22 protein-coding genes are annotated in these 26,252 nt (G+C 62.7%); 18 read left to right on the top strand and 4 right to left on the bottom strand.

Features of this window, described 5'->3' with window-relative positions; genetic code table 11:
* The first annotated feature begins 17 nt into the window (after nt 1-17).
* The 9 genes from C2L65_RS28950 (at nt 18) to C2L65_RS28910 (ending at nt 9,348) form a co-directional block, all read left to right on the top strand.
* Nucleotides 18-1,544 (top strand): sugar ABC transporter ATP-binding protein, encoded by a 1,527-nt coding sequence (locus tag C2L65_RS28950; protein ID WP_042316935.1) that lies wholly within the window; start codon nt 18-20, stop codon nt 1,542-1,544.
* A complete protein-coding gene (locus C2L65_RS28945) occupies nt 1,534-2,568 on the top strand; it encodes an ABC transporter permease (protein ID WP_042316937.1) in 1,035 nt (344 codons plus the stop codon). Before C2L65_RS28950 ends, C2L65_RS28945 begins: the two co-directional genes overlap by 11 nt.
* Before the next feature lies 1 nt (nt 2,569).
* Nucleotides 2,570-2,887, top strand: coding sequence for a UxaA family hydrolase (locus tag C2L65_RS28940; protein WP_042316939.1), 318 nt, complete (start codon nt 2,570-2,572; stop codon nt 2,885-2,887).
* A gap of 16 nt (nt 2,888-2,903) precedes the next feature.
* Entirely contained in the window at nt 2,904-4,223 is a 1,320-nt protein-coding gene (locus C2L65_RS28935; protein WP_174485123.1) for a UxaA family hydrolase, read from the top strand.
* A gap of 53 nt (nt 4,224-4,276) precedes the next feature.
* Nucleotides 4,277-5,317, top strand: a complete 1,041-nt coding sequence (locus C2L65_RS28930; RefSeq protein ID WP_042316946.1) for an aldo/keto reductase — start codon at nt 4,277-4,279, stop codon at nt 5,315-5,317.
* Nucleotides 5,318-5,332: 15 nt separating this feature from the next.
* Nucleotides 5,333-6,163: an amidohydrolase family protein gene (locus C2L65_RS28925; RefSeq protein ID WP_042316941.1), complete on the top strand. Its 831-nt coding sequence runs from the start codon at nt 5,333-5,335 to the stop codon at nt 6,161-6,163.
* 88 nt (nt 6,164-6,251) lie between these two features.
* On the top strand, nt 6,252-6,995 hold the full coding sequence (locus tag C2L65_RS28920; protein WP_007746083.1) for an SDR family oxidoreductase: 744 nt from the start codon (nt 6,252-6,254) through the stop codon (nt 6,993-6,995).
* 74 nt (nt 6,996-7,069) lie between these two features.
* Nucleotides 7,070-7,918, top strand: coding sequence for an ureidoglycolate lyase (locus C2L65_RS28915; RefSeq protein WP_042316943.1), 849 nt, complete (start codon nt 7,070-7,072; stop codon nt 7,916-7,918).
* 170 nt (nt 7,919-8,088) lie between these two features.
* Entirely contained in the window at nt 8,089-9,348 is a 1,260-nt protein-coding gene (locus C2L65_RS28910) for an IS256 family transposase (protein WP_103254517.1), read from the top strand.
* A 757-nt stretch (nt 9,349-10,105) separates the two neighbouring features.
* Here the strand turns inward: C2L65_RS28910 and C2L65_RS28905 are convergent.
* Nucleotides 10,106-10,561 (bottom strand): PaaI family thioesterase, encoded by a 456-nt coding sequence (locus tag C2L65_RS28905; protein ID WP_042317340.1) that lies wholly within the window; start codon nt 10,559-10,561, stop codon nt 10,106-10,108.
* Nucleotides 10,562-10,802: 241 nt separating this feature from the next.
* Here C2L65_RS28905 and C2L65_RS28900 point away from each other — a divergent pair, with 241 nt between their 5' ends.
* Nucleotides 10,803-12,413, top strand: a complete 1,611-nt coding sequence (locus C2L65_RS28900) for a methyl-accepting chemotaxis protein (RefSeq protein ID WP_042317339.1) — start codon at nt 10,803-10,805, stop codon at nt 12,411-12,413.
* 1,013 nt (nt 12,414-13,426) lie between these two features.
* A complete protein-coding gene (locus C2L65_RS28895) occupies nt 13,427-14,464 on the top strand; it encodes an IS481 family transposase (protein ID WP_042317403.1) in 1,038 nt (345 codons plus the stop codon).
* A gap of 60 nt (nt 14,465-14,524) precedes the next feature.
* Here C2L65_RS28895 and C2L65_RS28890 read toward each other — a convergent pair whose 3' ends face one another.
* Nucleotides 14,525-15,625, bottom strand: coding sequence for an AGE family epimerase/isomerase (locus C2L65_RS28890; RefSeq protein WP_042317080.1), 1,101 nt, complete (start codon nt 15,623-15,625; stop codon nt 14,525-14,527).
* A gap of 157 nt (nt 15,626-15,782) precedes the next feature.
* Here C2L65_RS28890 and C2L65_RS28885 point away from each other — a divergent pair, with 157 nt between their 5' ends.
* From C2L65_RS28885 to C2L65_RS28865, 6 genes are all read left to right on the top strand, one after another.
* A complete protein-coding gene (locus tag C2L65_RS28885) occupies nt 15,783-16,469 on the top strand; it encodes an MgtC/SapB family protein (protein WP_042317079.1) in 687 nt (228 codons plus the stop codon).
* Between the two features lie 206 nt (nt 16,470-16,675).
* Complete coding sequence (locus tag C2L65_RS28880; RefSeq protein WP_042317077.1) at nt 16,676-17,944, top strand: hypothetical protein; 1,269 nt, start codon at nt 16,676-16,678, stop codon at nt 17,942-17,944.
* Between the two features lie 158 nt (nt 17,945-18,102).
* Nucleotides 18,103-18,468, top strand: a complete 366-nt coding sequence (locus C2L65_RS45690) for a hypothetical protein (protein WP_156132425.1) — start codon at nt 18,103-18,105, stop codon at nt 18,466-18,468.
* A 443-nt stretch (nt 18,469-18,911) separates the two neighbouring features.
* A complete protein-coding gene (locus tag C2L65_RS28875) occupies nt 18,912-19,202 on the top strand; it encodes a hypothetical protein (RefSeq protein WP_042317074.1) in 291 nt (96 codons plus the stop codon).
* Nucleotides 19,203-19,365: 163 nt separating this feature from the next.
* Entirely contained in the window at nt 19,366-20,295 is a 930-nt protein-coding gene (locus C2L65_RS28870) for a 3-hydroxyacyl-CoA dehydrogenase family protein (RefSeq protein ID WP_174485125.1), read from the top strand.
* Nucleotides 20,296-20,332: 37 nt separating this feature from the next.
* Entirely contained in the window at nt 20,333-20,947 is a 615-nt protein-coding gene (locus C2L65_RS28865; RefSeq protein ID WP_042317073.1) for a flavin reductase family protein, read from the top strand.
* Between the two features lie 27 nt (nt 20,948-20,974).
* Here C2L65_RS28865 and C2L65_RS28860 read toward each other — a convergent pair whose 3' ends face one another.
* A complete protein-coding gene (locus C2L65_RS28860; RefSeq protein WP_042317071.1) occupies nt 20,975-22,357 on the bottom strand; it encodes a polyhydroxyalkanoate depolymerase in 1,383 nt (460 codons plus the stop codon).
* Between the two features lie 247 nt (nt 22,358-22,604).
* On the opposite strand from C2L65_RS28860, the gene C2L65_RS28855 reads away from it, so the two are divergent.
* Complete coding sequence (locus tag C2L65_RS28855; RefSeq protein ID WP_042317085.1) at nt 22,605-23,258, top strand: glutathione S-transferase family protein; 654 nt, start codon at nt 22,605-22,607, stop codon at nt 23,256-23,258.
* Nucleotides 23,259-24,149: 891 nt separating this feature from the next.
* Here C2L65_RS28855 and C2L65_RS28850 read toward each other — a convergent pair.
* Nucleotides 24,150-26,120 (bottom strand): methyl-accepting chemotaxis protein, encoded by a 1,971-nt coding sequence (locus tag C2L65_RS28850; RefSeq protein WP_042317278.1) that lies wholly within the window; start codon nt 26,118-26,120, stop codon nt 24,150-24,152.
* Nucleotides 26,121-26,252 lie beyond the last annotated feature (132 nt).

Here is a 26,252-nt window from a genome sequence, read left to right as displayed (position 1 = left end):
TTTAAGTGAGCGAGCAAATGACCCACGACGCGAACGCATCCACGCGCGCGGTCGTCGAGGCGCTTGGCGTAGGCAAGCGCTTCGGCAGCCACGCGGCGCTGAGAGACGTCAGCATGCGCGTGTTGCCCGGCGAGTCGCATGCGCTCGTCGGGCGCAACGGCGCGGGGAAATCGACGCTGGTGTCGATTCTCACCGGCCTGCGCAAGTCCGACACGGGCGAAGTGCGATTCGGCGGCGAGCTTGCGCCGCCCATCGCCGACCGCGACGCGTGGCGCGAGCGCGTCGCGTGCGTCTATCAGCATTCGACGATCATCCGCGAGCTGTCTGTCGCGGAGAACCTGTTCATCAACCGGCAGCAGACGCGCAACGGCGTGATTGACTGGCGCACCATGCGCCGCGAGGCGCGCGCGCTGCTCGATCACTGGAAGATCGACGTGCGCGAAGACGCGCGCGCCGGCGACCTCACCGTCGAAGCGCGGCAACTCGTCGAGATCGCGCGGGCGTTGTCGTATGGCGCGCGCTTCATCATTCTCGACGAACCGACGGCGCAACTCGACGGCGACGAAATCAAGCGGCTCTTCAGGCGCATCGAGGAATTGCAGCGCGAAGGCGTGACGTTCCTGTTCATCTCGCATCACTTGCAGGAGGTGTACGAGATTTGCCAGGCCGTCACCGTGTTGCGCGATGCAAGGCATATCGTCAGCGCGCCTGTGTCGGCGTTGCCGCGCGAGCAGCTGATCGAAGCGATGACGGGCGAGCGCGGCGGCCTCAATGTCACCGACGCGGCTTCCCGCCAACCGCTACCTCCTGCGACGGCCGTCGCGTTGCAGGTCGAAGCGCTCACGGGCGCGGACTACGAAGACGTCACCTTCGCGGTGAAGCGCGGCGAAGTCATCGGACTCACGGGCGCGACGAGCAGCGGACGCACGAGCGTCGCCGAAGCGATAGCTGGCCTGCGCAAGCCGCAGCGCGGTGGCATTCGCGTCGACGGCGAAGCGTTGCCGCTCGGCGACGTGCCCGCTGCATTGAAGCGCGGCATCGGCTGCGTACCGAAGGACCGTCATCACGAAGGACTGGTGCTCACGCAATCAGTCGCGGAAAACGCGTCGATGACGATCGCGCGCATGCTCGGCAAGTTCGGCATCGCGCCGCCCGCGAAGAAGAACGCGTTCGGCAGGAAGATGATCGAGGCGCTCGGCATCGCCACGCAGGGGCCCGAGCAAGCCGTGTCGGGTCTGTCGGGCGGCAATCAGCAGAAGGTCGTGATGGCCCGCGCGTTGGCAACCGATCCCGACGTGCTCGTGCTGATCGATCCGACGGCGGGCGTCGACGTGAAATCGAAAGAAGCGCTGTTGGCCGTTGTCGATCGCGTGCGCGAAGAGGGCAAGTCGGTGATCGTCGCATCAGGCGAACTCGACGATCTGCGCGTCTGCGATCGCGTGCTCGTGATGTTCCGTGGCCGCATCGCGGCCGAGTTTCCGGCAGGTTGGGAAGACAACGACCTGATCGCATCCGTTGAAGGAGTTAGTCTCCATGAAGAATAGTGTGCCGGCGTTTGCATCGGCTCAATCGGCTCAAGGAATGGGCTCGGGCGCCGCGCGTCCGCGCATCGAGTTCGCGCGTTTGCGCGATCTCGCGCTGGTGCCCGCGCTTGCATTGCTGATCGTGATCGGCGCGTTCGTCAGCCCGAGCTTTCTGACGAAGGCGAATCTGATCAGCGTGCTGGGCGCGTCGGCGGCATTGGCGCTCGTCGTGCTCGCCGAATCGCTGATCGTGCTGACGGGCAAGTTCGATCTTTCGCTCGAATCGACGGTCGGCATCGCGCCCGCTGTCGGCGCGATGCTCGTGATGCCTGCGGCTTCCGCGGGTTTCGGGTTCGAATGGCCGGCTGCGGCGGGCCTGCTCGCGATCCTCGTGGTCGGCGCAGTGATCGGTTTCATCAATGGCTTTCTGGTCGTGCGGCTGCGCCTGAACGCCTTCATCGTCACGCTCGCGATGCTGATCGTGCTGCGCGGCATGCTGGTCGGCGCGACGAAGGGTGGCACGCTGTTCGACATGCCGCCGTCGTTCTTCGAACTCGCGACGACGATCGTGTTCGGTCTGCCGTTGTCGGTATGGCTGGCCGCCGTGGCGTTCGGCATCGCCGCGTTCATGCTGCGCTATCACCGGCTGGGCCGCGCGCTGTATGCGATCGGCGGCAACCCCGAAGCGGCGCGCGCGGCGGGCATTCGTGTCGAGCGCATCACGTGGGGCGTGTTCGTGCTCGGCAGCGTGCTCGCTTCGATTGGCGGCCTCGTCGTGACGGGCTATGTGGGCGCGATCAACGCGAACCAGGGCAACGGCATGATTTTCACCGTGTTCGCGGCGGCTGTGATCGGCGGCATTTCGCTCGATGGCGGCAAGGGCACGATGCTCGGCGCGCTGTCCGGCGTGCTGCTGCTCGGCGTCGTGCAGAACCTGCTGACGCTCGCACAGGTGCCGTCGTTCTGGATTCAGGCGATCTACGGCGCAATCATTCTCGGCTCGCTGATGGTGGCGCGCCTCGCCAGCGGCGAAGGACAAAACTGACATGACGCATATGACGGACCACCGCCTGATTCTGCTCAGTCCCGAAGACAACTGCCTGATCGCTGGCGCGCGGCTCGAAGCCGGCACGCGAATCGAGATCGAAGGCGAGCACGTGACGCTCGCGAAGACGATCGAACTCGGCCACAAGGTCGCGCGCCATGCACTGCGCAGCGAAGAGAAGGTCCTGCGTTACGGCGCGGTGATCGGCCACGTGACGACGGATGTCGCGCGCGGCGAGCATCTGCATACGCACAACCTCGAAAGCGATTACCTGCCCACTTATACGCACGACGCAGGCCACGCATTCGTCCATCACTGACGCGGGCCAACAGAACATGACCGACATTTCCGTAGCAAATACCGCGCAATCAGCCATGCTGCCCGTGCTGCAGGGCTATCTGCGCAGCGATGGACGCAAGGGCATCCGCAACGTGGTCGCCGTCGCCTATCTGGTCGAATGCGCGCATCACGTGGCGCGCGAGATCGTTGCGCAGTTCCGCCCTTCGTTCGATGCGTTCGACGACGCTTCCGCAGAGCTGGAAGCGCCCGTTCATCTGATCGGCTTTCCGGGCTGCTATCCGAACAGCTACGCCGAAAAGATGATGGAACAGCTGACGACGCATCCGAATGTCGGCGCGGTGCTGTTCGTGTCGCTCGGTTGCGAGAGCATGAACAAGCATTACCTCGTCGATGTGGTGCGCGCGAGCGGCCGCCCGGTACACGTGCTGACGATCCAGGAAAAAGGCGGCACGCGCAGCACGATTCAATACGGCGTCGACTGGGTGCGCGAAGCGCGCGGCGAACTCGCGAAGCAAAAGAAAGTGCCCATGGCGCTGTCGGAACTCGTGATCGGCACGATCTGCGGCGGCTCGGACGGCACCAGCGGCATTACGGCGAATCCCGCCGTGGGCCGCGCGTTCGATCACTTCATCGAGCACGACGCGACCTGCATCTTCGAAGAGACGGGCGAACTGGTCGGCTGCGAGTTTCATATGAAAAGCCGCGCGGCGCGCGACGATCTCGGCGATGAAATCGTTGCGTGCGTCGCGAAGGCCGCGCGCTATTACTCGATACTCGGCCACGGCAGCTTCGCCGTCGGCAACGCGGACGGCGGCCTGACGACGCAGGAAGAGAAGTCGCTCGGCGCGTATGCGAAGAGCGGCGCGTCGCCGATCGTCGGCATCGTGAAGCCCGGTGATGTGCCGCCCACAGGTGGCCTCTATCTGCTCGACGTCGTGCCCGATGGCGAGCCGCGCTTCGGCTTTCCGAACATCAGCGACAACGCGGAGATCGCGGAACTGATCGCGTGCGGCGCACATGTGATTTTGTTTACGACAGGACGCGGCTCGGTGGTCGGCTCGGCGATTTCGCCCGTCATCAAGGTCTGCGCGAATCCGAATACTTACCGCAACCTGTCCGGCGACATGGATGTCGACGCAGGGCGTATCCTTGAAGGCCGCGCGACGCTCGACGAAGTGGGCCGCGAAGTGTTCGACGTCACACTCGCCGTGGCGCAGGGCGCGGCGTCGAAATCGGAGTCGCTCGGGCATCAGGAGTTTATTCTTACGTACAAGACGTTCGAGCCCGTCGGGCCGGCGTGCCTGCCGTCGAATGCGGCGCTGCCGCATCGGGTGGTCAGCGTGGCCGCGCAGTGAACGTTGCGGTGAGCGCTGGGTTGAACATAAAACACAACATGGAGAGCGAGACGATGACGGACGCGGCGGGTTCAAACGTGCGCAAGCGGCGCCGCATCGGCGGCCGCGCACTCGAAGTCACGGGGCTGGGGCTCGGCACCGCGCCGCTCGGCGGACTTTATCGCGATCTGTCCGATGAAGAAGCGTTCGGCGCGGTTCAGGCCGCGTGGGACGCGGGCGTGCGCTTCTTCGACACCGCGCCGCACTACGGACACACGAAAGCCGAGCATCGCCTGGGCGACGCGCTGCGGCGCTATCCGCGCAACGAGTTCGTGCTGTCGACCAAGGTCGGCCGTCACTTCGTGCCGCGCAAGAACCCGTATGACGGCAGCGAAGGTTGGCAAAACCCGCTGCCGTTTGAAGCGATCTACGACTACACGCGCGACGGCATTCTGCGTTCGTTCGAAGACAGCCAGCAGCGCATGGGCATCGTCGATATCGACATTCTGCTCATTCACGACATCGGCGTCGTCACGCATGGCGAGCGCAACGCGTACTACTGGCAACAGCTCACGCAAGGCGGCGGCTTCCGCGCGCTCGACGATCTGCGCTCGCAAGGCGCTGTGAAAGCCGTCGGTCTCGGCGTCAACGAAGGCGCGGCGATCCTCGACGCGATGCGCGAATTCGACATTGATTGCGCGCTGCTCGCGGGCCGCTACACGCTGCTCGAACAGGCGACGCTCAACGACCTGCTGCCCGAATGCGAAAAGCGCAACGTCAGCATTCTGTTGGGCGGCGCGTTCAATTCGGGGATTCTCGCGCGCGGCGTCGAAGGCGATCTGAAGTTCAACTATGGCGAGGCGCCGAAGGAAGTGATCGAGCGCGTCGCGCGTCTGGAAGCGGTGTGCAAGGTGCATGGCGTGCCGCTGGCTGCCGCCGCGTTGCAGTTTCCGTATGCGCACCCCGCCGTCGCGACGGTGTTGACGGGCGCGCGCAACGCGGGCGAACTGCGCGAGAATGTGGCTTCGTTCGACAAGCCGATTCCCGCCGAACTCTGGCAGGCGCTGCGCGACAAAGGCTTGCTCGATCCGCGCGCGCCCGTGCCGAAGGACTAGCGGTTCGATCACATCATGCAAATCGACGCACACCAGCATTACTGGAACCCCGAGCGTGGCGACTACGGCTGGCTGACGCCCGATCTCGCGCTGCTCTACCGCACGTTCGGTCCCGACGATCTCGCGCCGCTGCGCGAACGTGCGGGCGTGTCGCGCACGGTCGTCGTGCAGGCCGCGCAGACTGTCGATGAGACGCGCTATCTGCTCGGTCTCGCGCGCGATGAAGCGTCGATTGCGGGCGTCGTCGGCTGGGTGCCGATGCTCGATGCCAATGCGCCCGCATTGATCGCTGAACTCGCGCGCGATCCGAAATTCAAGGGCGTGCGGCCGATGCTGCAAGACCTGCCCGACGACAACTGGATCGCCAACCCCGCGCTGAAGCCCGCCGTCGATGCGTTGATCGCCCACGACCTCGCATTCGATGCGCTGATTTTCACGCGTCACGTCGATGCGCTGGAAACATTCATCAAGCGCTTTCCGCAACTGCGCGTCGTGATCGATCACGGCGCGAAGCCGCCGATCCGCGACGGCAGCGCGGGCTGGCACGCATGGGCCGAAGGCATCACGCGGCTCGCGCAACTGCCGCATGTGCATTGCAAGCTGTCGGGCCTCGCGACGGAAGCCGCGCAAGGCTGGACGGAAGCGACGCTGCGTCCCTACGTCGATCATCTGCTTGCCGCGTTCGGGCCGAAGCGCCTGATGTGGGGCAGCGACTGGCCGGTGCTGAACCTGAACGGCGACTACCTGCTGTGGCATTCGATTGCGACAGAGCTGCTTGCGTCGATATCCGATGCCGAACGCGATGCGGTTTTCGGCGGCAATGCGGCGGCGTTCTACCGGTTGTGACGGTTCAACTGGAATTCAACATTCGCGCCGGTGAGCAGCCGTTGCAATACCCGGTATGACCCAAACGCCAATCCAACGGGAGCCTTAAATGGTACAAAGACTGGCCGGCAAGACGGCCTTGATCACGGCAGCGGGACAGGGCATCGGCCTTGCGACGGCCGAGCTTTTCGCGCGTGAAGGCGCGCGCGTCATCGCCACCGACATCCGCATCGACGCGCTCAAGGACAAGCCCGTCGAAGCGCGCCAGCTCGATGTGCTCGACGGCGCGGCGATCAAGGCGCTTGCGCAGGAACTCGGTCCCATCGACGTGCTGTTCAATTGCGCGGGCTACGTGCATGCGGGCTCGATTCTCGAAGCGAGCGAGGAAGACTGGGACTTCGCATTCGATCTGAACGCGAAGGCGATGTACCGGATGATCCGCGCGTTTTTGCCCGCGATGCTGGAGAAGGGCGGCGGGTCGATCATCAACATGTCGTCGGCGGCGTCGAGCATTAAGGGCGTGCCGAATCGCTTCGTGTATGGCGCATCGAAAGCCGCTGTCATCGGTCTGACCAAGGCCATCGCCGCGGATTTTGTCACGCGGGGCGTACGCTGTAACGCGATCTGTCCGGGCACGGTACACTCGCCTTCGCTCGAGCAGCGGATCGCCGAGCAGGCGAAGGCGCAGGGCGCGACGGTCGAAGCGGTGCATGCTGCGTTCGTCGCGCGCCAGCCGATGGGCCGTGTCGGCAAGCCGGAGGAGATTGCGGCGCTGGCCTTGTATCTGGCGTCGGACGAGTCGGGGTTCACGACGGGCCAGGCGCATGTGATCGACGGCGGCTGGTCGAACTGAGCCACGCGGCGCGTGCATGATGCGCTGACCACGTTTATGAACCACGGAATCACTGAACAGAGGAAACTGCAGCGATGAAACTGCTTCGTTATGGACCGAAGGGCCAGGAAAAGCCGGGCTTGCTGGATGCGCAAGGCAAGATTCGCGATCTGTCGAAAGTGGTCGGCGATATCGACGGCAGCACGTTGACGGATGCGGCGCTTGGCGAATTGCGCGCGATCGATCCGGCGACACTGCCGGTTGTCGAAGGTAATCCGCGCATTGGGCCGTGTGTCGGCAAGATCGGCAAGTTCGTGTGTATCGGGCTGAACTATGCGGACCATGCCGCCGAGTCGAATCTGCCCGTGCCGAGCGAGCCTGTTGTTTTCAACAAGTGGACTAGCGCGATCGTTGGGCCGAACGACGGGATTGAAATTCCGCGTGGCTCGAAGAAGACCGATTGGGAAGTGGAACTGGGCGTCGTGATCGGCAAGGAAGCGAAGTATGTCGATGAGGCGAATGCGCTCGACTATGTAGCGGGTTATTGCGTGATCAATGACGTGTCAGAGCGTGAGTGGCAGATCGAGCGCGCTGGACAATGGGATAAGGGCAAGGGGTTCGATACGTTTGGGCCGATCGGGCCGTGGGTTGTTACGCGTGATGAGGTTGCGGATCCGCAGAATTTGAAGCTGTGGCTCGAGGTGGATGGGCATCGGTATCAGAATGGCAGCACGAAGACCATGGTGTTTGGTGTCGCGAAGCTTGTTTCTTATCTGTCGCAGTGTATGAGCTTGCAGCCGGGGGATGTGATTTCTACGGGCACGCCGCCGGGGGTTGGGATGGGCGTGAAGCCCGAGGCTGTTTATTTGAAGCCGGGGCAGACTGTGAAGCTCGGGATTGAAGGGCTCGGGGAGCAGCAACAGGAGACTTATGCGGCGGAGTAATTGCCTGCGGCGCTGAGGTTTTTTGCCGTTTCGCTCCGGCATTCGCGGTTTCGGTTTTTCTGCTGAGGGCGGTTTGGTTTGCTAGTGTTTTCGCTGGCATCCGCGATTTGTTAGCGGGGGCTGTCATAGATTTTGTGTTCAAGGCATAACATGTAGCTCAAGGAGCATGTATGCCACGCAAACCCAAGACGACCACCGAAGCGCAGACAGCGTTGCCGTCCATTCCGAAGGAACTAATCGACCAGTTCGTGAAGGGGCCGATGACGGCCGAAGCGGTGCATGCCGCTTCGGCGGCGTTCAAGAAGGCGCTGATCGAGCGGGCGCTGGGCGCCGAACTTGGACACCATCTGGGCTATCCGGCGGGTGCCGTGCGGCCAGAAGATGCGACCAACCAGCGCAACGGCAAGAGCGGCAAGACAGTGCTGACCGACGACGGTCCGCTACGCCTGGAGATTCCCCGTGACCGCGACGGCAGCTTTGCGCCGATCCTGATTCCGAAGCACGAACGGCGTTTTACCGGCTTTGACGACAAGATCATCGCGATGTACGCCCGTGGCATGACAGTGCGCGAGATCCAGGGGTTTCTGGCCGAGCAGTACGGTACCGATGTATCGCCGGAATTCATCAGTTCGGTGACCGATGCCGTGATGGACGAGGTGAGTATCTGGCAGGCGCGTCCGCTCGAGCCGATGTACCCGGTAGTGTTCTTTGACGCGCTACGCGTCAAGATCCGCGAGGAAGGGATGGTGCGCAACAAGGCGATCTATCTGGCGCTGGGCATCCTGCCGGACGGCACACGGGACATCCTGGGGCTGTGGATCGAGAACACGGAAGGCGCGAAGTTCTGGATGAAGGTATTCAGCGACCTGAAGGTGCGTGGCGTGCAGGACATCCTGATCGCAGTCACCGATGGACTGAAGGGCATGCCTGAAGCACTGGGCGCGGTGTTTCCGGCCACCACGCTCCAGACGTGCATCGTGCACCTGATCCGCCACTCGCTGGACTACGCGAGCTGGAAAGACCGGCGGGGGCTGGCTGCTGCCCTCAAGCCGATCTATTCGGCAACGGGCGCTGAAGCTGCGCAGACCGAACTGGATGCGTTCGAACAGGGTGAGTGGGGCCAGAAATTCCCGACGGTGGTGGCCGCCTGGCGTCGGGCCTGGGATCGCGTGATCCCCTTCTTCGCGTTTCCGCCAGCGGTTCGCAAGGTGATCTACACGACCAATGCCATCGAAAGTGTCAATGCCCGGCTACGCAAGATCGTCAAGACGCGTGGGCACTTCCCGACGGACGAGGCCGCGACCAAACTGCTATGGCTGGCCTTGCGCAATATCACGGCTGACTGGAGCCGTGCCGCGCATGACTGGAAAGCCGCGATGAACCAGTTCGCGATCCTCTACGAGGATCGCTTCACAAGGAATCATTTGTAGAATGCAATTGACGAGCCTGCCAGATGGCAGGCTTTTATCTGCCTTGCACACAAAAATTCAGACACTCCCGCGTTTTGTTAGCGTGCTTCACGCGTCGCCCCTGTGCGGGGCGGCACCTACTTTTCTTTGCCGCCGCAAAGAAAAGTAGGCAAAAGAAAGCGGCTAACACCGCCAACATTTCTTCCTGCCTGAGGGCCCCCGAAGGGTCTTACGCCTCACACGGCAATCACGTGACTCATGTTTGTTGCCAGCGCTCTTGCGGTGCGCCTCACCCGCTTCACGCGCCCGCGTCGCCACATGCCGTGCCAGATATTCCACGGCCGCCCAGGTGGCAAACTGTGTGTAGGCCCCAGGTGCTCCACATGCCTCACTCCGGACCGATAGCGCACGCGTTCCACCCTGTAAGAGCGCCAGGCTATACGTCGCGACAACCTACACACAGTTTGCCACCTGGGCGGCACATACCATTCGCTGCCGCTAGCTTGTGCGCGGGTATTCGAAGCGGGTGAGGCGTTCATTCGAAGCGTTGGCAACGCGCGCGAACAAGGACGTTGCCGTGTGAGGCGTAAGACCGGTTGGGGGCCCTCAGGCAAACACAAGAGCGGCGGTGTGAGCCGCTTTCTTTTGCCTACTTTTCTTTGCGGCGGCAAAGAAAAGTAGGTGCCGCCCCGCACAGGGGCGACGCTTGAAGCACGCTAACAAAACGCGGATGCCCGCGCAAAAGCAAAAACACCGAACAGCGTCGCAGACAAAAAAATCACTCGTGCAAACGTCGCTCGTCATACGGAGCCCCAGCCTCCGTCCCATCCCCCATACGATTAATAGTCCCTTGAGCGACAGCGACAAGCCTATCCTTATCCCCATCGGTAACAAACACACTGCACTGACAGGTAGCCTGCTGCCGCCCCACATACACCACCTCGGCCCGCGCCATCAACACACCCGTCATCGCGGGCCGCAGATAGTTGATCTTGTACTCACCCGTCACAACGCGAGGCCCAAGCGCCAGCGCGCCGGCAAAAGTGAGCGCGTTATCGGCGAGATAACTGATCACACCGCCATGCACGAAACCATGCTGTTGCCGCAATTCGTCGCGGATCGGCAGGCACAGGGTCAACTCATTCGCGCCGACATACATCAGTTCTGTGCCGAGCAGCACGCTGAATGGCTGGGCGTGCAGTGCGCCACGCGCCCGGTCGAGTAGGTCTGTCATCGTCGTTCCTTCGGGCATAACCCGCGTGGCGATGTCCCAACTCTAGGAAGCCCAAATGCAGCGCGTCAAGAAAATTCGAAGAATTGCACGGCAATTATTGTGCGAATCGACGTAATCGCGCCGCGTAAGCTTCCGAAATACGCACACACCAGGAATTTTGCCGACGAACACTCAAGGCATCGCCTGACATTGCCGTAAACCCGGATGCACTCCCGTCCTTCTCAGCAATTCAGGTGTTTCGATGTTCAGCAAGATCAAAGTCGCTTCAGGCTTGTTATGCGTTCTGGCCGCTTTCTGTATTTTCCAGCTGGTGACGGAGGGGCTCGGTTTCTGGTCGATGACCCGCACGCACGACGACGTCAACGATCTCGCGAACGTCGCGCTGCATCAGGTGGATGCCGTCAATGAGACGACGCAGCATCTGATGGACGCACGCATCAACCTGTCGCGCGCCGGCACGCGGATGGTGCGCGGCGGCGCGGAACCGACCGATATCGTCCAGCACGCGCGCGAGCAGCTCGCCGCCGCGGACCGATCGTTCACGGTCTTCATGAACGCCCCCAAACTCAACGACGAAAACAACGCGCGCGCCGCCGCGCTCAACGAGAAGTACCAGAAGATTCACACCGCGCTCGGCGAACTCGCGCAATACCTCGACGCGGGCAATATTCAGGCGTTCCTCGATCAGCCGACCCAAGGCATGCAGGACGCGTATCTGACCGAGCTGCACAACTTCACGCAATTCGGCGACGCGACGGGCCGCGCGTCGATGGATTCGATCGACGGACGTCAGACGCTGTTCCGCTCGGTGGGCCTCGTGATTCTCGCGTTGCTGCTGGCGGGGACGGGTGGCGTTTACGTGGCGCTGCGGCGCGGCGTCGTGGGTCCGCTGGAAGAGGCGGGCCGGCACTTCGAGCGCATCGCGCAAGGCCGCCTGAACCAGCCGATCGAAGCGCGCGGCACGAATGAAATCGGGCGGTTGTTCTCGGGCCTGTCGGTGATGCAGGCGAGCGTCGCGCGCACCGTGAAGACCGTGCGCGAAGCCGCCGATTCGATCTATATCGGTGCCGACGAAATTGCCACGGGCAACGCCGATCTGTCGGCGCGCACGGAGAATCAGGCTGCGTCGCTCGAAGAGACGGCGTCGAGCATGGAAGAGCTGACGGCGACCGTGCGACAGAACGCCGACCACGCTCGCGAAGCGAATGCGCTCGCGGAGACTGCGCTTGATGCGACCTCGCATGGCAGTGAAGTCGTCAATCAGGTCGTCGCGAAGATGCACGGCATCGCGCAAAGCTCGGACCGTATTGCGGAGATCATCACGGTGATCGACGGGATCGCGTTCCAGACCAACATTCTCGCGTTGAATGCGGCCGTCGAGGCGGCGCGCGCGGGCGAGCAGGGACGCGGCTTTGCAGTTGTCGCGGGCGAAGTGCGCGGTCTCGCGCAGCGCAGCGCGCAGTCGGCCAAGGAGATCAAGGAACTGATCAGCGAGTCGGTCGCGGAGATTCAGGGCGGGTCGGTGCTGGTCGAGCGCGCGGGCGAGGCGATGCGCAACGTGTCGGAGTCGATTTCGCGTGTCACGCAGATGATGGCTGAGATTAGCGCTTCATCGCTGGAGCAGAGTACGGGTATCGAGCAGGTTAACCAGGCTGTCGTGCAGATGGATGAGATGACGCAGCAGAACGCGGCGCTCGTGGAGGAGGCTGCGGCTGCGGCTTCTTCGTTGCATCAGCAGACGCGGCAGATGAAGGAAGCTGTGGCTGCGTTTGAGATTTCTGATTCGGTTTTGATCTCGCATCGCACGCGGGGGGGATTGGCGCCGGTGCTCGGTGGGCATGTTGTTGGGTGAACGCACGCGTTCGGTTTGGTTTTTTGCCTTAGCGGTGGTCCACGCGTTAGCGTTTTTCGCGGCGCGGTCGGTTTGGCTTTTTTGCCTTTGCGCTGGCATTTGCGTTTTTGCCTTTGCGCTGGCATCCGCGTTATGCCTTCGTGCTTCACGCGTCGCCCCTGTGCGGGGCGGCACCTACTTTTCTTTGCCGCCGCAAAGAAAAGTAGGCAAAAGAAAGCGGCTCACACCGCCAACATTTCTTCTTGCCTGAGGGCCCCTACAGGGTCTTACGCTTCACACGGCAGCATTTCTGTTCGCGTTCGTTGCCAACGCTTCGAATGAGCGCCTCACCCACTTCAAACACCCGCACAAGGGCAAGCGGCAGCGAATGGTATGTGCCGCCCAGGTGGCAAACTGTGTGTAGGTTGTCGCGACGTACACGTTAGCGCTCTTACGTGGTGGAACGCGTACGCTATCGGTCCGGAGTGATGCGTGTGTGGCGCTACGGCCTACACACAGTTTGCCACCTGGGCGGCAGTGGAATATCTGGCACGGCATGGTGCAGCGCGGGTGCGTGAAGCGGGTGAGGCGCACCGCAAGAGCGTTGGCAACGAACATGGGTCACGTGATTGCCGTGTGAAGCGTAAGACCCTTTGGGGGCCCTCAGGCAAAAACAAGAATTGGCGGTGTGAGCCGCTTTCTTTTGCCTACTTTTCTTTGCGGCGGCAAAGAAAAGTAGGTGCCGCCCCGCACAGGGGCGACGCGTGAAGCACGAAGGCATAACGCGGATGCCAGCAAAAACACAAGAGCAACCAAACTGAACGCGCCGCGAAGGCAATACGCCGATACCAGCACAAAGTCAAAAACACCCAACAACAACAACGCCCGCGCCGCGAACGCGCAACCACCAAAACATCAAATGTAATAGCCTAGACTAAATCTGACAGTAGTCGGTTTCTCGTGCCGTTGCGCGTGGGCGCGGAGGACGTAGTCCGAAGCGGCGACGCGCAACGGTGAACCGCAAGGAGTCCACCATGACTCAGGAACAGAAAGTCATCCGCGCCAAGGTCGGTATGCTCGAACTGGCGCGGCAACTGGGCAATGTCAGTCAGGCCTGCCGGGTAATGGGCTATTCCCGCGACAGCTTCTACCGCTTCAAGGAACTGTACGACAAGGGTGGTGAAGCGGCCCTGCAGGAAATCTCCCACCACCGCCCGCTGCTAAAGAACCGCGTGGATCCCCAGGTCGAGGCCGCGGTGATCGAACTGGCCCTGGAACTGCCCGCTTACGGCCAGATCCGTATTGCCAACGAGGTGCTCAAACGCCACGCCCTCAGCGTCTCGCCACAGGGAGTGCGTAGCATCTGGCTGCGCCATGATCTTGAGACCATGAACAAGCGCCTGAAGGCGCTGGAGGCGAAGTCCGCCCAGGAAGGGCTGGTGCTGACCGAATCGCAGCTCACCGCGCTGGAGCGGGCCAAGCTGGAAAAGGAAACGCATGGCGAATTCGAATCTGAATGTCCCGGCTACTGCGGCGCCCAGGATACCTTTTATGTCGGCACCCTCAAGGGCGTCGGCCGCGTCTATCAGCAAACCTTCGTCGACACTTACTCGAAGGTGGCGTTTGCCAAGCTCTACGACCGCAAGACCCCGCTGCCGGCGGCCGACCTGCTCAATGATCGCGTCGTACCGTTCTTCGACAGCTACGGTATTCCGCTTGCTCGCGTTCTGACTGACCGGGGTACCGAGTACTGCGGAAACCCCGAGCATCACGAATATGAGCTCTATCTGGCCGTGGAGAACATTGATCACACCCGCACCAAAGCTCGTTCTCCACAGACCAACGGCATCGTCGAACGACTTCACAAGACCATGCTCAACGAGTTCTATCGCATCGCGTTCCGCAGGAAAATCTACGATTCGATCGCAGCCCTGCAGACCGATCTCGACGCATGGCTTGACCAGTACAACAATGAGCGCGAACATCAAGGGCGATGGTGTTACGGCAAGACACCTATGCGTACCTTCCTCGACTCACTCGAACTTGCCAGGGAGAAACTGATTCCTCACTGAATCGCCTTCCTTCATTCGCTTCCCCGACTACCTGTCAGGTCCGGTCCAGGCTAATACACATCAAACCCCAGGCAACGCCCCATAAGCAGTAGCAAGATGATACGGCGTCGTCGACGGCATCTCCGCCCGCGAGACCTCACCCTGTTGCGTCCTGCATTCAACCCATCCACGCGCATTCAAAAACCGCGGCTGAAACCGCCCAATCTGCTGCGGCAACACTGCCCGCACCTCAGCATCATCATGCACAGCAAGCGCACGCAGATACTCCGTCTGCGCCCAGATCCGCTGCGTTGAATCCTGGACCCCACCCGCTTCATCGAGCGCCGCATGCACGCCGCCCGTCGCCGCATCGACGCCCTTTTCGTGCGCGAACATAAACGCGCTCGCCAGCGCCTCACGCAGGCCCGACCCGGCGAGCACATCACCCGCCTGCTGCACGAGCCAGAACCATTCGAACTGATGCCCCGGCTCTAGCCGGTTATCCACACTACCCAAGGGCAATTCGGCAATACACCCCGTCGGCTGATGCACGAAAGTACGCGCAATGGCGTCACCGAGCCTTGCGAGCGCCGTATCGAACGCGGCGTCCTGAGTGGCGGCGCGCGCTGCGAGCCATGCCTCCGTCAGATGCATCAGCGGGTTTTGCAACGGCATGCCGTCCGTGCCCGCGAAGCCGGCATCGAGCGCAGCGTGCAGCAGGCCGTCACGGGCAGCGAAGCGGTCCTCGATCAGCGACGACGCGCGATGCACGATGTCCAGTGCATCGCGGTTGCCCGAACGCGCGCCGTATTCGGCGCATGCGAACACAACGAACGCGTGGGTGTACAGGTCTTTGGTGGTGTCGAGCGGCACGCCTTGTGCGTCCACGCTGTAGAACCATCCACCATGGGTGCTGTCCTGAAAGATATGGATCAGCGATTCGAACAGACGCTGCGCATGCTGCATCTCGCCTGCGAGCGCGAAAACGAACAGCTGGCGCGCACACGCCATCGCCCGGTAGCGGGTGACGGTCAGCGGTGTGCGGCCGTCGGCGGCGACGGCTTCGTACGGCAGCCCGAGCGCGTCGTTGAAACCCGGGCCTCGCCAGATCGGCAGGATGATGCGCGCGAAATGCTCGCGCAGCGCGGCTGCGAGCTCAGGCGTCGATGCAGTTGCATTCATGGTGCGGGAAGTCGAAAAAGGAACGAGAGGCGTATGCGCCGATCTTGAAGCATAAGGCAAACGGCACGCGCCGGGCGTCCGGGCGCAGGCGCCGTAAGACAGCGGCAAGGGCGAGGGCAAAGACAACGGCAACCGGCGACATCACAAGGAGAACAACATGATCGGCAATTTCGAACTCATTTCCCGGCTCGTGCTCGCGGCAGCACTCGGCAGCGTGATCGGCTTCGAGCGCGAGCGGCTTTCCTGGGCGGCGGGGCTGCGCACACATATGCTCGTGTGCGTCGGCTCGACGCTCATCATGATCGTGTCGGCGTTCGGCTTCGCGGATGTGCTCGGCAACCAGCACGTCGTGCTCGACCCGTCGCGGATCGCCGCGCAGGTCGTATCCGGCATCGGCTTTCTGGGCGCTGGGTCGATCTTGCTGCGCGGCGAGATCATCCGCGGCCTGACGACGGCGGCGAGCCTCTGGTCCGTCGCCGCGATCGGGCTGGCCGTCGGCGGCGGATTGTACACGGCGTCGATCGCCGCGACGATCATCATTCTGATCATCCTGGCCGGCATCAAGCCGATCGAGAAGCGCTTCATCACGGTCAAGCAGCGCCGCCAGCTGTCGCTGCTGGTCGAGCGCGGCTCGATGACGTTTCATACGCTGCACGAGGCGCTCGGTCCGGCGAGCCCGCGCGTCAAACAGTTCGTCATGCAGCAGAGCGACGACGATGCGCAAATGGACGAAGTGATGATCACACTGCACCGCGTCTCGTCGACGGAATATGCGGCGATCTGCGGTCAATTGCGCGCGCTCCAGGGCGTGAAGGAATTTCGGGACAATGGCGAGCCGGCATGAATGGGATCTGCACATGATCGTCTGGCGACGGGCGGCGCGGGTCGTGGCAAGTTTGACGCCGTTGCATGAAATGCCGTCCCAAAAAGGCTGCGATCCACTTCTGTGACCCTCTTTGCATGAGACAATGCGGGCTCTAGAAAAATACCGACGGCAGTGGTGACGGGCGCCTTGAATGGCGACGAACACTGCGCTCCCGCTTTTCCTACATGGCAGATTCCGCAGAATCCACGATTTCCCGCCCGGCGCGCGCCCGTTCGCAGAATCGGCGCACGTCCACTGTCTCTCCCGAAACCGAAAACAAGCTTGCGCGCGCCGCACGCTCGGCGCAGCGTCTCGCGCAACTGAGCGATGCCGCACGCGACGGCAGCACGCTCGACCTCTTCCCCGACGACACCGCGCGCGCCGAGCAGCAGGCGATGAGCATCGACGTGCGGCAAGGCACCCTGCAAGGCTTCGAATTGCCCGATGTGGTGCTGGCGGCCGTCGGCGCGCCGGATGGTGTGGGCTTTGCGGCGGGTTCGGCGGAAGAGAAGGCTGCAGTGCGCGGAGCGCGGGGCGCTGCGGCGTCGAAGGATCTGGCGGCTGGTGCCGTTCCGCACGACGGGCAGATGGTGATCGATACGGAAGCGGGCGCGTTGGAGCCGGCTGTCGCCGAAAATTTCGCTGAGGGACGAGCGCTGGCTGCTTCCGGCGATGGCGAAGTTGCGCCGGCGGCCACGAATCCGGCTCAGAACGCCGCTCCGGACGCGCCGACGCAGCCTGCGTCGCTGGCGGCGGCGAGCGTCGTGCGCAGCGTCGCGGTGTTGCGGCAGATTTCGCCGCCGACCAATGCCGCGAATGCCGACGCTGCCGCCGATACCCAAAGCGAGAGTTCGCCTGCGGCCAGCGGTTTGGCGCAGCGTTCCGCGAACCCAGACAGCAAAACAGCACCGGCGGCCGCGTCCGAACCGTCCGCGCATGGCGCCAGCGCGGCGGCCTCGAACGCGCAGCCCACACGTCCCGCGCCATACATTCCGCCGCCGCAGACGCACGCGCCGCGCGCCACACCCGAACTGGATCACGCACGCGCGACCGCGTTCGCCGATACCGTCGATGCGCTCTACGGCGTCATCGCCGACCAGCGCCGCGCCGCCGACGACCACACGCGGCGCATGAAATGGATGCTGACGATCGTCGTCTGCGCCTTGCTGATGACGATCGCGATTGGTATCGCGCAGACGCTGTTGCTGTTTCGCCTCTCGCACCAGTCGACCGCGCACGAACAGCGCATCGAACAGATGATGCTGAACCAGCAGGCGACGCTCGCGACGTTGCTCGACACCGATTCGTCGACCACCAGCCTTCCTGTCAGCCTCCAGGTTCCGGCGGCGCCCGCAACGCCGGCACCCGTCGCACCGGCGGCAACCAGGCCCGCCGAAACGCACGTGGCTCACGCGCAGCACGCCCAGAAGCGCAAGTTAGCGCACACTCACTAAGCCTCGTCCGCCGCCCGTTGCGCCCATCTGCGCGGCGGACTCTCTCCAATTCCTGCCTTAAACCGCTGCAGTGCGAGCGCCGCCGCTCGCATAGCAGCGGAACTACACGCAACTAACCGTCTGCGACAAAGCGCGCCACCGACACACGCGGCGGCACGTTGTATCCACGCATCAGCTTTGTAAAAACAGGGGCGGGTCTGGAAGCCGCATGCTGCGGGCGTGCTGCGACGCAATATCTCCTGAAAGTCCATGCGGCGAATGACCGCACCGAAAAATTGCTGCATTGCACTAGCTTTCGGCTAGGGAAAACCCTATACTTCTTCATAAGGGAAAACCCTGAACCACCAACCCAACCGGGAGTCGCCATGAACTATCTTTTCGCGCTGTTCCAAAAGGTTAGCGACCTCTTCGCGTCGCCTCACTTGCCTCTGGATTCGGATTATTCGTACGAAGCACGTCACCGCGAAGCGGAGCGTGTTCGCAAGTCGCAAGCAACCTTGTTCGGCGTCCGTCTCACCGACTAATCGGTAGGAAGCCCATAAAAAGACGTTGCACTGCGCATCTCGCCGCCATCCAGAAGCGGCGAAACTGAAAAGCCCGGCCCTGCCGGGCTTTTGTTTTTGCGCGTCAGAAAGCCACTAAGCGCCTCGAAGAAACCGCCCCCGTCGTTGCGCGCACCGTCGTAATCGATCGCGCATTATTTCCACGCCGAAATGAATGTAACAGCGGCTTGTCGGACGCAGACCCATCACGCATAGCCAAACCGCGCACAGCCTTGTGAAAACACGGCAAATCCCCGTGCGAACCCGCAGTCGTCGCCCACATCGTATGAAATGTGCGCTTACAAGTCCTCACGTCTGTGAAAGGTCTGCGCCGCTAAAGTGGGTCTCAAGCGAACGGCGAATCTCATGACCGTCCCGGTCGATCCAGCCATCGCTCGCAACGAAACTCGAAAGGGAGAATAGCCATGAATGCCATCAAGAAGACTTCGCGTTCGATCGTCGCCGCGCTGATCGCTGGCGGCGCACTGCTCGGCGCAGGCAGCGCCTTCGCGCAATATGCGCCTATGCACACGCAGCCCGTTTATGAGCAGCCGCACATGATGCCGGTGGGCGTACAGGTCAACATCGGCTGGCACGGCGACCGTTACTACGACGGTCACCGCTACTGGGCGCACGACGAGTGGATGCGTCATCACCCGCACGATCGCGACCCGTACCATGACCGCGACCATCGTCCGCCGCAGGGACGTTACTAAGACCGTCTGACGGCACGCTTCGCGCCGCCAGATGCGGAGTGAAGGACGAAACCAGGGCCGGCCGCTCGCAAGAGCGCGCCGGCCTTGTCGTATCCGCCGTCGAAAAAATATGCGCTGCGCTATGCTTTTGAACTTCGATCAACAACACACACAGAAACGGGGAATGGGTTTGAGCAAGCCAGTCGTAGGCGTAGTGGGAACGGGATTGATGGGCGTCGGCATTGCGACGCAAAGCGCGCTGCACGGACACAGGACGATCGTCCACGACATCGATCCAACGCGGCTCGAAAGCGTCGCGCCGAACGCGCGAGCCGTGCTCGACGAACTGATCGACGCGGGCCGCATCGACGGGCAGGCAAAAGAAGACGCGCTGTCGCGCATCGAAACGAGCGCCACGCTCGACGCCATGGCCGACGCGCATATCGTGATCGAGGCGATCCCCGAAGTACTCGAACTGAAGCACCGCCTATACGCACAGTTGAATGAAGTGCTGCGCGACGACGCGATCCTCGCCAGCAACACGAGCGGCTTCCCGCCCGATCAGTTGACCGCGCCGCTGCGCGCGCCGGAACGCTTCCTGATCGCGCACTTCTGGAATCCGCCGCACATGATCCCCCTCGTCGAAGTCGTGCCGGGCAGCGACACGGCGCAGCACGCAATCGACTCGACCGTCGCGCTGATGCACGCAATCGGCATGGAGCCCGTCGTGTTGTCGAAAGCGATTCCGGGCTTCGTCGGCAACCGGTTGCAATTCGCGGTGCTGCGCGAGGCGCTGAACATCGTGCGCTCGGGCGCGGCGACGCCCGATGTCGTCGACCGCGTGATGAAGGCGTCGCTCGGCAAGCGCTGGGGCATCGTCGGGCCGTTCGAAGGCGCGGACATGGGTGGCCTCGATACGTTCGTCGATATCAGCACGCACCTGATGCCCGCGCTCGCCAAGGACGAAGACGTGCTCGATCTGCTGCGCGAGCAAGTCCAGGCGGGACGCGTCGGCGTGCGCAGCGGCGCGGGCTTTTACGACTGGGACGACGCGCAGACCGCGAAGGTCAAGGCGGGACGCAGGCGCGTAATCCAGGGCAACGGAAAGAACTGAGCGGCACGCAACGGTCAACTACAACGAGAGCGACATCATGTCGGACGTCTATTTCTACGATCCAGCCAAAGGCCACGGTCTGCCTCACGATCCATTCAAGGCGATCGTCGCGCCGCGCCTGATCGGCTGGGTATCGACGCGCGCGGCGAGCGGTCAGCTGAATCTCGCGCCGTACAGTTTTTTCGGCGCATTTTCGACGTTTCCGTCGATCATCGGCTTCGCTAGCGAAGGCCGCAAGGACAGCATCCGCAATATCGAAGAGACGCGCGAGTTCGTCTGGAATCTGGCGACGCGCCCGCTCGCCGAGCAGATGAACCGCACGTCGGCGCCCGTCGCGGCGGACGTCGACGAGTTCCAGTTGTCGGGACTCACGCCCGTCGCGGGGCGCAACGTGTCGGTGCCGCATGTCGGCGAGTCGCCTGCCGCGCTCGAATGCAAGCTGTTGCAGATCGTGCAGTTGCATGATCTGAGCGGCAAGCCGATGGACAACTGGCTCGCGCTCGGACAGGTGGTCGGCGTCCACATCCAGAACGCGTATCTGAAGGACGGTCTGTTCGACACGCAGGCCGCGCAGCCGATCATGCGCGCGGGCTATCGCGCCGACTACGCGCAGATCGGCGACATGTTCCAGATGATTCGTCCGACGTCCTGATTCCCTGACTGATGCTCGCAACGAAGTTCATTCGGTGGCGGGCTCGTCGGAAGCCAGATCGACGTCGACCGCTTCCGTGGCGGCGGGCGTCGTGCCCGCCGGCGTCGTCGCGCTCGACGCGGCCGCCGGCGCGAGCGTCAGCGACGCCTGCGCGCCACGTGTGGCGACGGGCACCGCACGCGGCTCGTTGTCGTGAATCACTGCGCGGATGCGCGGATAAATCTGCCGCTCCCAGCGTTGTCCGTTGAATACGCCATAGTGCCCGACGCCCGTCTGCACATGATGTGTCTTCAGATACGGACGCAACCTGTCGCACAGATCCTGCGCCGCGAGCGTCTGCCCGACGGCGCAGATATCGTCGCGCTCGCCTTCCACCGTGAACAGCGCGGTGCGCCTGATCTTCGACGGCTCGACGCGTCGACCTCTCACTTCCAGTTCATGCAGCGGCAGCGCGTGCCGCTGAAACACGGTGTCGACGGTTTCGAGGTAGAAGTCCGCCGTCAGGTCCATCGTCGCGAAGTATTCTTCGTAGAAGTCGCGGATCGCTTCCGCCTTCTCCGGTTCGCCCTTCGAGCGCTCGTGATACATCGTTTCGAACGACTCCAGATGCCGTTCGAGATTCATCGCCATGAACGCGTTCAGCTGCACGAAGCCCGGATAGACGCGCCGGAACGCGCCCTGAAAACCGAACGGCACCGCGCTGATCAGATTCTGTTCGAACCATTCGATCGGCTTGCTCTTCGCCAGCTCGTTCACGCGCGTCGGGTTCACGCGCGTGTCGATCGGACCGGCCATCAGCGTCATGCTGGCGGGCTGCGCGGGATGGTCGTCGGCGGCCATCAGCGCGACGGCGGCGAGCGCGGCCACCGTCGGCTGACAGACGGCGAGCAGATGCGTACCCTGGCCGATCGTGTCGGTGAAGTCGATCACATGCTGCACGAACTCGTCGAAGCCGAAGCGACCCGCCGAAAGCGACACATCGCGCGGGTTGTGCCAGTCGGTGATGTAGACGTCGTGCTCGGCGAGCATCGTGCGGACCGTGCCGCGCAGCAGCGTCGCGAAGTGGCCCGACATTGGCGCGATCACCAGCACGCGAGGCTGCGGCACGTCGAATGACGCGTGCTTGCGGAAATGCAGCAGCGAACAGAAGGGCGTCGACTGTACGACTTCTTCGATCACATCGACGGTTTGCCCTTCGACCTCGACGCTGTCGATGCCGAACGGCGGGCGCACATGCGTGAGGCCCGCGAGCGTCAGCAATTCGGCCGATGCGCGCAGCGTCCTGCCGGATGGCGTGCCGGCATACTCGGGCCACGCGTCGAGCGCGCCCTGTACCAGCGATGCGCCATGGCGCAACGGCAGCATGAAGTTGGCGAACGCCTGGTACGCCGGATAAGCGAGCGGATTCATGGCTTTCGCACGAAGAGAACTTGAGCCAATGAGAGGCAAGTCACATGCCAACGGAGCTGAATGTTGGCGTCGGCGGAATGGCTTGCTGCCGCGATGCATTGGCATAGCCCTTGCGCGCCCTTCCGTAAGGTGCCGGTTATGCCGCGAATTGGTGCGAACATGCCCGGTATCGTGCATCGCGATACGGCGAAACGCGCCGCGATGACCCTCTGTGGAGCGAGACATGCCCAATCCGATGGCTGACACGATGGCTACCAGCACCCTGACGATCAGCAGCCGCAACTATTCCTCGTGGTCGCTGCGCGGCTGGCTGCTGGCGAAGTTCAGCGGCTTGCCGTTTGAAGAGATCGTGATGCCTGTTGATGATCCCGCTGCGCGGGCTGAGTTGCTGTTGCTGTCGCCGTCCATTCTCGTGCCGTGTCTTGTGCATGATGGGATCAAGGTTTGGGACACGTTGGCTATTGCTGAGTATCTGAACGAAGTGCGGCCTGAAGCTGGACTGTTACCGAAGGATCGTAAGGCGCGCGCGCATTGCCGTGCGATATGCGGTGAGATGCATTCCGGATTCAGTTCTTTGCGTTCGGCGTTGCCGATGAACCTGAAAGCGCATTTTCCGGGATTTAAGGTGTGGGCGCGGGCGCAGTCGGATATTGATCGTATTGTGACGATCTGGCGCGAGTGTCTGGAGGAGTACGGGGGGCCGTATCTGTTCGGTGAGCGTAGCGCGGCGGATGCGATGTATGCGCCTGTTGTTACGCGCTTTGTCACCTATGATGTGCAGCTTGATCCCGATATTGTTGCTTATGGGCGGGGGATTCTTGCGCTGCCTGAGATGCAGGAGTGGATCGCTGGAGCGCAGTTGGAAGTCGATGAGATCGATGAGCTTGATGTTGAGTTTTAGGTGCCGCTGGTTTGGTTTGCTTGTGCGTTCGCTGGCATCCGCGATGAGGTGTTTGCTGCGCAGGCCGTTTGGTGTTTTATCTTTTCGCTGGCATCCGCGATTTGTTAGCGTGCTTCAAGCGTCGCCCCTGTGCGGGGCGGCACCTACTTTTCTTTGCCGCCGCAAAGAAAAGTAGGCAAAAGAAAGCGGCTAACACCGCTAATTCTTGTGTTTGCCTGAGGGCCCCCAACGGGTCTTACGCTTCACACGGCGACCACGTGACCCACGTTCGTTGCCAGCGCTCTTGCGGTGCGCCTCACCCGCTTCGCCCGCCCGCGCTGCACCATGCCGTGCCAGATAGTCCACGGCCGCCCAGGTGGCAAACTGTGTGTAGGCCGTAGTGCTTCGCACGCCTCACTTCGAACCGATAGCGCATGCGTTCCACCCTGTAAGAGCGCTACCCTGTACGACGCGACAACCTACACACAGTTTGCCACCTGGGCGGCACATACCATTCGCTGCCGCTTGCCCGTGCAAATGCATTTGAAGCGGGTGAGGCATTCATTCGAAGCGTTGGCAACGAACGCGAACAGAAATGCTGCCGTGTGAAGCGTAAGACCCGTTGGGGGCCCTCAGGCAGGAACTAGAGCTGGCGGTGTGAGCCGCTTTCTTTTGCCTACTTTTCTTTGCGGCGGCAAAGAAAAGTAGGTGCCGCCCCGCACAGGGGCGACGCTTGAAGCACGCTAACGAATCGCGGATGCGACCGAAAACCAAAGCAAACCAAAGCAAACCAAAGCAAACCAAACCAAACCAAACCAAACCAAACCAAACCGCCCACGCCGCGAAACCACAACGCGGATGCCAGCGCGAAAACTAGCGGACCACCCAGCGTCGCAGACAAACTAAAAACCCCTAATTGTGTCCACCCAGCTTGAACACGGACACGACTTCCGCCAGCTTGTCAGCCTGCGCACTCAGATCGGCGGCCGCCTGCTCGGCATCACTAACTAGCGCCGCATTCTGCTGCGTCACTTCACCGATCTGCGTGACGGCCGTGTTCACCTGCTCGATCCCGCTCGACTGCTCCTTCGAAGCGACGCTGATTTCGCCAATGATCGTCTGCACCTGACCAACCCGCTCCACAATCGAGCGCATCGTCGTACTCGCTTCCTCGGCAATACGGAAGCCGCTCGACACCGTCGCCGTCGATTCGGCGATCACGCCTTCGATTTCCTTCGCCGCCGCGGCACTGCGCTGCGCCAGCGCGCGCACTTCCGACGCAACGACCGCAAAGCCCTTGCCGTGCTCCCCGGCACGCGCCGCTTCCACAGCCGCGTTGAGCGCGAGGATGTTGGTCTGGAACGCGATGCCCTCGATGACCGTCGTGATGTCGGCGATCTTCTTCGACGACTGGCTGATCTCGCCCATCGTCGAGACGACGCGCTCGACCGCGCGGCCGCCGTCGAGCGCCGCTTCCGATGCACCCGACACCAGCGTGTTCGCCTGTGCCGCGTGACCGGCGTTCTGCTGCACCGTCGACGTAATCTGCTGCATGCTCGCCGCCGTTTCTTCGAGGCTCGCGGCCTGCGTGCCGATGCGCGATGCGATCTCGCCGCTGCCAGCCGCGATCTTCGCGGTGCCTTCCGTCATGTCGGCCGACGCGCTGCGCACCTGCGTAACGATGCGCGCGAGCCCCTCGCCGATGCCGTCGATGGCCTGCATCAGGCGGCCGATTTCGTCGTCGCGCCGTTCGTGGCTCGCCGACACGCGCACGCTCAGATCGCCCGATGCAAAGCGCTCCGACGCCTTCGCCGCTTCGTCGAGCGGGCGCGATACGAGCCGGCGCACGGCGATCAGGAACACCACGGCGAACAACGCGACCAGCACGAAGCCGATCAGGATGAAGCGGTTGCGCGTGGCGATCACGTCGGCCATCACTTCGTCGCGCTTCGCGACGCCGCCGACCAGCCAGTTCCATTCCGGCACGGTGACGAACGAGACGAACTTGTCCTGAGCGCCCGTTTCGCCGAGCGTCGCGTCCGCGCTCGAATATTCGATCTGGCCTTCCTTTTCGTCGATCATGCGCTTGTACGGCGCGGCGCTCTCGTCGCCCACCTGGCCGGCCGCCGCCGGATGCACCATCAGCTTGCCGCGCTCCGCGCCGTTCGACGCGTTCAACACGAAGTAATAGCCCGTGTCGCCGATCTTCAGTTGGCGGATGCCGTCTTCGACCGACTTGATCTGCGCATCCACGTCGACGCCGACGAACAGCGCGCCGATTACCTTGCCGCTGGCGTCCGTGATCGGCCGGTATTGCGTGATATAGCGCTTGCCGAAGAGCATCGCGAGTCCGGTGAAGGTCCTGTTCCCGGCGACGGGGCCGTAGGCGGGGCCCTTGCGGTCGAGCAGCGTGCCGATCGCGCGCGAGCCGTCCTGCTTTTTCAGCGAGGTCGTCACGCGCACGAAGTCGTCGCCCGTGCGCGCGAAGATCGTCGCGATGGCGCCGCTTTGCGCAAGAAACTGGTCGGGAATCGAGAAGTCGTTGTTCAGCACCTTGTCGCCGGCCTTGAAGACGGGCGTCGGCGTGCCGGCGATGTCGATCTTCTGCGTCTCGTCGAGCGCGTAGCCGGGCGGCAGAAAACTCGCGAACAGCGTCATCGAGCGGCCCACTTCGGCCGTGAGCGCCTTGTCGAACAGCGAGATCATCGCAGCAATCGAGCGGTCTTTCTCGGTGATGCGCGACAGCACCTGATCGCTGATCTGCGTGCCGGCCGTGCGGGTCACGGCGAACGTGAAGGCGGCAAAAATGGCGGCCACCAGCGCGCACGAGAGCATGGCGAGCCTGGCGCCCACGCTGGCGCGGCGCAGTGAAAGGATATCCATGAGGGTCTGCAGGTAACGGGATTGAAGCTGCTCCGCTGTGCCGCGCGCGAGTGCGCGCGGCGCCGAAACGGCAGCCTGAACCCTGTTAACGGCACGCCAAACGTTTTCCTTTAATTTTGAAAGCTAGAGTGT

The sequence above is a fragment of the Paraburkholderia terrae genome, from assembly GCF_002902925.1.
Taxonomy (GTDB): Bacteria; Pseudomonadota; Gammaproteobacteria; order Burkholderiales; family Burkholderiaceae; genus Paraburkholderia; species Paraburkholderia terrae.
Note: the sequence above shows the minus strand (reverse complement) of the source record. Positions and strands in the feature narration are given on the sequence as shown.

Excerpts from the sequence above, each read along its gene's own strand:
- C2L65_RS28950 (WP_042316935.1), top strand. The coding sequence starts at position 18 with ATGACCCACGACGCGAACGCATCCACGCGCGCGGTCGTCGAGGCGCTT.
- C2L65_RS28945 (WP_042316937.1), top strand. The coding sequence starts at position 1,534 with ATGAAGAATAGTGTGCCGGCGTTTGCATCGGCTCAATCGGCTCAAGGA.
- C2L65_RS28940 (WP_042316939.1), top strand. The coding sequence starts at position 2,570 with ATGACGCATATGACGGACCACCGCCTGATTCTGCTCAGTCCCGAAGAC.
- C2L65_RS28935 (WP_174485123.1), top strand. The coding sequence starts at position 2,904 with ATGACCGACATTTCCGTAGCAAATACCGCGCAATCAGCCATGCTGCCC.
- C2L65_RS28930 (WP_042316946.1), top strand. The coding sequence starts at position 4,277 with ATGACGGACGCGGCGGGTTCAAACGTGCGCAAGCGGCGCCGCATCGGC.
- C2L65_RS28925 (WP_042316941.1), top strand. The coding sequence starts at position 5,333 with ATGCAAATCGACGCACACCAGCATTACTGGAACCCCGAGCGTGGCGAC.
- C2L65_RS28920 (WP_007746083.1), top strand. The coding sequence starts at position 6,252 with ATGGTACAAAGACTGGCCGGCAAGACGGCCTTGATCACGGCAGCGGGA.
- C2L65_RS28915 (WP_042316943.1), top strand. The coding sequence starts at position 7,070 with ATGAAACTGCTTCGTTATGGACCGAAGGGCCAGGAAAAGCCGGGCTTG.
- C2L65_RS28910 (WP_103254517.1), top strand. The coding sequence starts at position 8,089 with ATGCCACGCAAACCCAAGACGACCACCGAAGCGCAGACAGCGTTGCCG.
- C2L65_RS28905 (WP_042317340.1), bottom strand. The coding sequence starts at position 10,561 with ATGACAGACCTACTCGACCGGGCGCGTGGCGCACTGCACGCCCAGCCA.
- C2L65_RS28900 (WP_042317339.1), top strand. The coding sequence starts at position 10,803 with ATGTTCAGCAAGATCAAAGTCGCTTCAGGCTTGTTATGCGTTCTGGCC.
- C2L65_RS28895 (WP_042317403.1), top strand. The coding sequence starts at position 13,427 with ATGACTCAGGAACAGAAAGTCATCCGCGCCAAGGTCGGTATGCTCGAA.
- C2L65_RS28890 (WP_042317080.1), bottom strand. The coding sequence starts at position 15,625 with ATGAATGCAACTGCATCGACGCCTGAGCTCGCAGCCGCGCTGCGCGAG.
- C2L65_RS28885 (WP_042317079.1), top strand. The coding sequence starts at position 15,783 with ATGATCGGCAATTTCGAACTCATTTCCCGGCTCGTGCTCGCGGCAGCA.
- C2L65_RS28880 (WP_042317077.1), top strand. The coding sequence starts at position 16,676 with ATGGCAGATTCCGCAGAATCCACGATTTCCCGCCCGGCGCGCGCCCGT.
- C2L65_RS28875 (WP_042317074.1), top strand. The coding sequence starts at position 18,912 with ATGAATGCCATCAAGAAGACTTCGCGTTCGATCGTCGCCGCGCTGATC.
- C2L65_RS28870 (WP_174485125.1), top strand. The coding sequence starts at position 19,366 with ATGGGTTTGAGCAAGCCAGTCGTAGGCGTAGTGGGAACGGGATTGATG.
- C2L65_RS28865 (WP_042317073.1), top strand. The coding sequence starts at position 20,333 with ATGTCGGACGTCTATTTCTACGATCCAGCCAAAGGCCACGGTCTGCCT.
- C2L65_RS28860 (WP_042317071.1), bottom strand. The coding sequence starts at position 22,357 with ATGAATCCGCTCGCTTATCCGGCGTACCAGGCGTTCGCCAACTTCATG.
- C2L65_RS28855 (WP_042317085.1), top strand. The coding sequence starts at position 22,605 with ATGGCTACCAGCACCCTGACGATCAGCAGCCGCAACTATTCCTCGTGG.
- C2L65_RS28850 (WP_042317278.1), bottom strand. The coding sequence starts at position 26,120 with ATGGATATCCTTTCACTGCGCCGCGCCAGCGTGGGCGCCAGGCTCGCC.